This is a genomic window from Glycomyces salinus, from assembly GCF_016428645.1.
Taxonomy (GTDB): domain Bacteria; phylum Actinomycetota; class Actinomycetes; order Mycobacteriales; family Micromonosporaceae; genus Glycomyces; species Glycomyces salinus.
Genome location: NZ_JAELXW010000098.1, coordinates 1 through 7107, shown reverse-complemented (window position 1 = coordinate 7107; position 7107 = coordinate 1). Strand labels below are relative to the sequence as shown.

Annotated in this window: 6 protein-coding genes and 1 tRNA gene; 5 read left to right on the top strand and 2 right to left on the bottom strand. The window is 66.4% G+C overall.

The features are described from left to right. Nucleotides 1–313: 313 nt before the first annotated feature. A complete protein-coding gene (obgE, locus tag JFB92_RS20680; RefSeq protein ID WP_199043109.1) occupies nucleotides 314–1780 on the bottom strand; it encodes a GTPase ObgE in 1467 nt (488 codons plus the stop codon). Nucleotides 1781–1894: 114 nt separating this feature from the next. Here obgE and JFB92_RS20675 point away from each other — a divergent pair. After that, nucleotides 1895–1970 (top strand) — tRNA-Lys (locus JFB92_RS20675). 104 nt (nucleotides 1971–2074) lie between these two features. Here the strand turns inward: JFB92_RS20675 and JFB92_RS20670 are convergent. Beyond that, entirely contained in the window at nucleotides 2075–2839 is a 765-nt protein-coding gene (locus JFB92_RS20670; RefSeq protein ID WP_199043107.1) for a hypothetical protein, read from the bottom strand. A 156-nt stretch (nucleotides 2840–2995) separates the two neighbouring features. On the opposite strand from JFB92_RS20670, the gene phoU reads away from it, so the two are divergent. From phoU to pstA, 4 genes are all read left to right on the top strand, one after another. Beyond that, complete coding sequence (phoU, locus tag JFB92_RS20665; protein ID WP_199043105.1) at nucleotides 2996–3643, top strand: phosphate signaling complex protein PhoU; 648 nt, start codon at nucleotides 2996–2998, stop codon at nucleotides 3641–3643. Between the two features lie 218 nt (nucleotides 3644–3861). After that, the gene (gene pstS, locus JFB92_RS20660; RefSeq protein WP_199043113.1) at nucleotides 3862–4920 is read left to right on the top strand and encodes a phosphate ABC transporter substrate-binding protein PstS; all 1059 of its coding nucleotides are present in this window, start codon (nucleotides 3862–3864) and stop codon (nucleotides 4918–4920) included. A gap of 75 nt (nucleotides 4921–4995) precedes the next feature. After that, complete coding sequence (gene pstC, locus JFB92_RS20655) at nucleotides 4996–5991, top strand: phosphate ABC transporter permease subunit PstC (protein WP_372451669.1); 996 nt, start codon at nucleotides 4996–4998, stop codon at nucleotides 5989–5991. Beyond that, nucleotides 5988–6884, top strand: coding sequence for a phosphate ABC transporter permease PstA (gene pstA / locus JFB92_RS20650; protein ID WP_199043103.1), 897 nt, complete (start codon nucleotides 5988–5990; stop codon nucleotides 6882–6884). The genes pstC and pstA overlap by 4 nt, the downstream gene beginning before the upstream one ends. The last annotated feature ends 223 nt before the right edge of the window (nucleotides 6885–7107 follow it).

Sequence of the window (7107 nt, the reverse complement as noted above, 5' to 3'; positions counted from 1 at the left end):
CATCCAAACACCCTGTTGAGTTCTCAAACAACACGCCACAATCAGGCTGTAAACATCTTTGATGTTTCAGCTCCGACCGGAGCGGCTCCAGAAACTTACCAGACCGGTTTTTGGCCGTTGTAGGCCCCCGATCAGTTCGTTCGGAGTTTTGCCCTTTTGGTTCTCGGCCAGAGCCTTTCGACTTTCCTGTCCGTTTCCCCTGCGGGCAAGAACTAATTTACGCGACCCGGAACCGGGCTTCGCAAGGGGGGTGCGTGTTCGCCGACACACCCCCGCGAAGTACCCGTTTCCGCTGGTCAGTAGGCAAAACTTGTCATCCCTTGCGGCTCTTGCCGCGGGCTTCTTGCTCTTTGGCGACCCGTTCGAGGAGTTCCGCGCGCCGGGCCTTTCGTTCGGCGAGGCGTTCGTCGGCGCCCTTGCGGTCGTCCCGGTTCATGCGCGCGTCGGTTCCTCGCGGACCGACCGTCGCCACCACGGACGGGTCGGTCGGCTCCCACTCGAATTCGTGGTCCCCGATCCGCACCACCGAGCCGGGGACCGCCCCGAGCTTCGCGAGCCTCTCCTCGATGCCGAGGTTCGCCAGGCGGTCGGCGAGGTAGCCCACCGCCTCCTCGTTCTCGAAATTCGTCTGGCGCACCCACCGCTCCGGTTTCCGTCCCGAGACCACGAACTCCACGTCTCCTTCATAGGCAGGAGTGAGCTCGCGGACCTCGAAGCCCGAGTCGTCGACCGCCTCCGGGCGGATCACCACTCGCGCGGCTTCCAGCGGAGGCTGCTCGGCGCGGAACCGTTCGACGGCCTCGGCCAGCGCGAAGGTCAGCTCACGCAGTCCTTCCCGGCTGACCGCACTGGCCTGGTAGATCGGCCAGCCGTATTTTTCCAGGTCCGGCTTGACGTATTCGGCGAGCTCGCGCCCGTCGGGGATGTCGATCTTGTTCAAGACGATGATCCGAGGCTTGTCGGCCAGGCCGCCGTACTCTCTCAACTCGTACTCGAGCGCGTCGATGTCGGAGGCGGGGTCTCGATCGGTCTCGAGGCTGGCGCAGTCGATCACGTGCGCCAGTACCGCGCAGCGTTCGATGTGGCGCAGGAACTCCAGTCCGAGGCCCTTGCCTTTGGCCGCTCCCGGGATGAGGCCGGGCACGTCCGCGATGGTGTAGGTCGTCTCGCCGGCCGAGACCACTCCGAGGTTCGGAGTCAGAGTGGTGAACGGGTAGTCCGCGATCTTCGGCCGGGCCTTCGAGACGGAGGCGATGAGTGAGGACTTGCCCGCGGACGGGAAGCCGACCAGTCCGACATCGGCGACGCTCTTGAGTTCAAGGGTGATCTCCAGCTCATCGCCGGGCTCGCCGAGCTCGGCGAAGCCCGGGACTCGGCGTTTGGAGCTGACCAGCGCGGCGTTGCCGCGGCCACCTCGGCCGCCGTGGGCGAGGGTGAGTTCGGTGCCGGCTCCGGTCAGGTCGCCGATCTGCTCCCCGTCGGCCCCGTACACGACCGTGCCGTTCGGCACGGCCACACGCAGGGATTCTCCTGCGGCGCCGTCGCGGTTGGAGCCCTTGCCGTGCTTGCCGCTGCCGGCCTGCAGGATTCGCTGGAAGTGGAAGTCCAGCAAGGTGTGGACGCCAGGGTCGATATAGAGGACGACGTCGCCGCCGTGCCCGCCGTTGCCGCCGTCTGGTCCGCCGAGCGGCTTGAACTTCTCCCGGTGCACCGACACGCACCCGTTGCCACCTTTTCCGGCAACGACCTGCAGATTCACACGGTCTACGAAACTTGTCACCGGTCAAGCGTAACCACCGCGCGGCCCCCTGGAACGCAAGCCCGCCGGGCGTGCTAAAGTTTCTCCTCGTGCGAGCGACACCGGGCCGTGTGCCCGAAACGGCTCGATCATCAAGCGCCGCTAGCTCAACTGGCAGAGCAAGTGACTCTTAATCACTGGGTTCGGGGTTCGAGTCCCTGGCGGCGCACCATATGGGCATTTCAGGCCGGGTTCAGCCCGGCCTTTTGCCTTTCTCGGGGCCTTCTCCTCATTCACGGCGGCCGAGTCAGCGATCGTCGGCCGCCGCCGGAGCCGTCATGAGTACTGGGTGAAGAACGCCTCGGCCTGCTCGGCGTAGTCGGTCAGGGTCTCGTCGGTGAGGTCCGCGTCGTGCTTGTCGGTGTAGATCCAGATCTCGATGCTGAAAATGAGCTTGCCGATGACGAACTCGAGTTCGCGCAGTTGGGAGCCGGCCGAGCCGAACACCGAATGGAATCCCGCGTCGCCCACTTCGGTGTAGTCGGTCACCTCGTAGTCTTCGTGGTCTTCCCAGTACTCGCGGTTGTACTCGTGCGTCTCCATGACCGAGTCGGCGTCGGTGTAGCTGGTCACGGACACCTTCAGCGAGTCGTAGTCGGCCGAGGTGTAGTAGCACATCAGGTAGGTGCTCTCGGCGGTGACGTCGGTGTCGTCCGGGTGTTCGGCGGGCACGCCGAACAGGTCCTCGAACGGACCGAGGTCGAAGGCGTCGCAGGTCGACTCGTCGAAGCCGGCCGGATCGCCGGTGGATCCGGAGTCGTCGGAGGTCGGCTCCTCCTCGGTCGGCTCTTCCTCGGTCGGCTCCTGCTCGCCGGTCTCTTCTCCGGTGGGCTCGGACTCCTGGGTGTCCTCGGTCTGCCCGCCGCCCCCGGCCTGGTTCTGGGATCCCGCGTTCTGCTGGACGAGCACGAGCACGACCGTCATGATGACCGCCAGCACCGCGATGACCGTTCCGCCGATCATCCACAGGTTGTTGCCGCCCTGCCGTTGCGGCGGCTGGCCGTACGGGGGTGTGAACTGCGGTTGCGACGGATAGGACATTCGGCTCGTCTCCTGGGGCGTCGATCACATGACTCCCTCACTCTAGTCAGGCATGCACGGTTCGTGCAGGCCCGGCAAGGGCCGGTTCCGGCGGTGGCGGGCCTATAGACTGTGGCCGTACCGAGCCCCTGCTCCCGACCCCGCGATTGGTCCATTATGGCGAACGTCTTTCACCAGCATCTCGACGAGCTGAACGCACTGCTCGTGGACATGGCCCAGCGGGTCGGCGAGGCGATCGGCAGGGCCGGGGCGGCGCTGCTGGAGGGCGACACCGTGGCCGCCGAGGCGGTGGTGCACGCCGACCAGGAGGTCAACGCACTCCAGTTCCGCATCGACGACCGCATCGTGGACCTGATGACGCGGTACGAGCCGGTCGCCGCCGATCTGCGGTTCGTGCTCGGCGCGGTGCGGATCTCGGTCGATCTCGAGCGCATGGGCGATCTGGCCAAGCACGTGTCCAAGACGGTCGTGATGCGCTCGCCGGTCTCGCCGGTCCCCGAGTCACTGCACGCCGACTTCGAGGCCATGGCCGGGGCGGCGGTGCGGATCTCGGAGAAGCTGGTCGACATCATCGCCGACCGGGATCAGCTCCGGGCCTCGCAGCTGGGCCTGGACGACGACGAGCTGGACGCGATTCAGCGGCGCATCCACGACCAGCTTCCCGAGCTGCCGTACAACCCGCAGGTGGCGGTGGACGCGGCGCTGCTGGCGCGGTTCTTCGAGCGGTTCGGCGACCACGCGGTGCGCATCGCCCACCAGGTGGTGTATCAGGTCACCGGAGACGTGCACCTCGATCGTTCATAACGTTAAGATCACGACAAGGCATTGGTCTCATTAAAATGCCTGTTCAAAGGCTTGTAAGTGATCGGGGGCAAAGCCCCGTTGCGAATCGCGCTCAGTCGTTCACCTTCAGTTCAACTACAAGTCGCCAGGTGAACACCGGGATTGGCTTCTATGGTCGCGAACAGTGAAGTAGTAACCCGGTGCTAGACCGGGAGACGGAGTAGAGACCAGCTGTGAACATGAAACTGAACCGCAGGGCCGTTTTCGGCACCGTGACCGCCAGCGCACTCGCGCTCAGCCTCGCCGCTTGCGGCGGTGGTGATGACGACGACAGCGGCAGCGACGGCGACATGGTCTCCGGTGAGATCATCGGAACCGGCGCCAGCTTCCCCGACGCCTACTACGCCGCCGCCATCGAGGCCTACGCCGACGTGAACCCCGACCTGATCGTCACCTACGACGCGGTGGGCTCCGGCACCGGCAAGTCCGACTTCGGCGAGGGTCTCAACGACTTCGCCGGCACCGACTCGCTGGTCGCCGAGGGCGACGGCCCCGAAGAGGGCGCCTACCAGTACATCCCGACGGTAGCCGCCCCGATCACCGTGTCCTACAACCTCCCGGACGTCGAGGGCGTGCAGCTGGGTCAGGAGACCCTGGCCGCGATCTTCCAGGGCGACATCACCTCCTGGGACGACGACGCCATCGCCGCCGACAACCCCGACCTGGAGCTGCCGACGACCGACATCACCATCGCCCACCGCTCTGACGGCTCGGGCACGACCGGCAACTTCACGCTGTTCCTCGACGAGGCCACCGACACCTGGACCCTGGGCGCCGGCGACACCGTCGAATGGCCGTCCAACTCGGTCGGCGGCGACGGCAACACCGGTGTGGCCCAGAACATCCAGAACACCGAGGGCGCCATCGGCTACGTCGACCTGGCCGACGCGACCGAGACCGGCCTGACCTTCGCCTCGATCGAGAACGCCGACGGGAACTTCGTCCAGCCGTCGCTGGAGGGCACCACCGCGGGCCTGGACGGCGCGGTCGTCAACGACGACCTGTCCTACAACCCGCTGAACGCGTCGGGCCCGGAGGCCTACCCGATCACCGCCCCGACCTACATCCTCATCCAGACCGAGTATGAGGACGCCGACAAGGCCGCGGGCGTCAAGGCGTTCCTGACCTGGCTGCTGACCGACGGCCAGGAGATCGCCGCCGACGTTCACTTCGCGGCTCTGCCCGAGGGCCTGCAGCAGCAGGCTCTGGACACCCTGAACGAGACGATCCCTGACTAAGGATCCGTGTCCGACGACCCCCTCGACGCCTCGAGCGCCGATGGGGTCTTCGGCCGTTCCGCTACCGAATTCGGAGTGACAGCCTTGACCACTACGGCATCTCCTCAGGTCCCCGACGATCTCGATCTGGGCGGCGACTCCCGCGCCAGGGGCACCGACCGGGGCTTCCGCGGCCTGGTGACCTTCGCCGGGCTGACCGTCCTGATCGTGCTGGCCTTGATCCTGGTCACCACCACCGCTCGAGCGATGCCCGCCATCGGCCACGAAGGGCTGTGGGGGTTCATCACCGGCACCCGCTGGGCGCCCAACGACGACATCTTCGGCACCTTCCCGATGCTCTACGGGACCCTGGTGACCTCCCTGATCGGCATGATCGTGGCGGTTCCGGTCTCGATCGGCATCGCCCTGTTCATCACCGAGGTCGCTCACCTGCGGCTGCGCAAGTACATCGTGACCGTCATCGACCTGCTGGCAACCGTCCCGTCGGTGGTCTTCGGCCTGGTGGGCGTCCTGGTCGTGGTGCCGTTCATCGTCGAGTGGTACCAGGCGTTCTCGGACCTGGTCTCCCCGATCCCGGTGCTCTCGTCGCTATTCGGCCCCGCGAACACCGGCCAGAACTACTTCACTGCCGGTATGATCCTCGCGATCATGGCGATCCCGATCATCACCTCGATCGCCCGGGAGGTCTTCGACACCGTCCCGGAGGCCGACAAGCAGGCCGCTTACGCGCTGGGCGCGACCCGCTGGGAGATGATCAAGGGCGCGATGCTCCCCCACTCGTTCGGCGGGCTGGTCGGGGCCTCGATGCTCGGCCTGGGCCGGGCGATGGGCGAGACGATCGCCGTCGCGCTGGTCATCGGCGGCGCCTTCCACATCTCCGCGAACATGTTCGACACCGGCAACACGATGGCCGCCGTCATCGCCCAGCAGTGGGGCGAGTCGACCGCCCTGCACACCGACGCCCTGGTCGGGATCGGCGTGGTGCTGTTCGCGATCACCGTCATCATCAACTTCGCCGCCCGCGGGATCGTGCGGCGGGCCGAGATCCAGATGCGAGGGTCCAACGCATGACCACCCTGACGAACGGCACTCCGCCCGACCTGACGGGCAAGAACCTCTCGTTCAAGCGCGCCGCCGCCAACCGGGCGGCGACGCTGGGGATCGCCCTGTGCGTGCTCATCGCCGCCTTTCCGCTCGGGCTGGTCGCCTACCAGGTGATCTCGCGCGGCGGCTCGGCGATGAGCCTGGGCTTCTTCACTGAGGAGATCGCCAGGAACTACCGGACCGAGGGCGGCGGCATGGGTCCGGCCATCGTCGGCACGCTCCTGATCACCGGCATGGCCGCGCTCATCTCGATCCCCATCGGCGTCTTCGGCGCGATCTACCTCAACGAGTACGGCAAGACCAGTCCTCTCGCGAAGTTCATCCGCACCATGTCCGACGTCATGACCGGCGTCCCGTCGATCGTGATGGGCCTGTTCATCTACGTCGCATACGTAGTGGTGATCGGCGAGCGCAACGGCTTGGCCGGGGCGCTGGCGCTGGCGTGCCTCATGCTGCCGATCGTGATCCGCTCCACCGAGGAGATGCTGCGGCTGGTCCCCGACGAACTCCGCCAGGCATCGGCGGCGATGGGAGCCAGGAAGTGGCGCACCACGCTCGGCGTGGTGCTCCCGGCGGCGTCCTCGGGCATCACCTCGGGTTCGCTGCTGGCGGTGGCGCGCGCGGCCGGCGAGACCGCGCCGATCATCGTCACCGTGGGCCTGACCTACATCTACAAGCCGGACCTGTTCGACGGGGCCAACACCACGCTGGCCGCGCAGATCTACCGGAACGCGACCCAGCCGTTCGACGCCTCGCAGGAACGGGCATGGGGCGCGGCCATGGCACTGATCATGATCGTGTTCGTGTTCACGATCGTCTCCCGCATCATCGCCTCGCGGTTCGCGATCGACAAACGGTGACCCACTGAGCTGAATCTCCTCCGACGATGAGGGCCCCGTCCGATCGGACGGGGCCCTCATCGTGTGGGTCTTCGCGCTGCTAGCCGAAGCGGCCGGTGACGTAGTTCTCGGTGCGCTCGTCGGAGGGGGTGGTGAAGATCCGCTGCGTGTCGTCGAACTCGACCAGCACGCCGGTGCGGGTGTCGCTGAGCTCGTTGACCTCGGTGGAGAAGAACGCGGTCTT

Excerpts from the sequence above, each read along its gene's own strand:
- pstA (WP_199043103.1), top strand. The coding sequence starts at position 5,988 with ATGACCACCCTGACGAACGGCACTCCGCCCGACCTGACGGGCAAGAAC.
- phoU (WP_199043105.1), top strand. The coding sequence starts at position 2,996 with ATGGCGAACGTCTTTCACCAGCATCTCGACGAGCTGAACGCACTGCTC.
- JFB92_RS20670 (WP_199043107.1), bottom strand. The coding sequence starts at position 2,839 with ATGTCCTATCCGTCGCAACCGCAGTTCACACCCCCGTACGGCCAGCCG.
- pstS (WP_199043113.1), top strand. The coding sequence starts at position 3,862 with ATGAAACTGAACCGCAGGGCCGTTTTCGGCACCGTGACCGCCAGCGCA.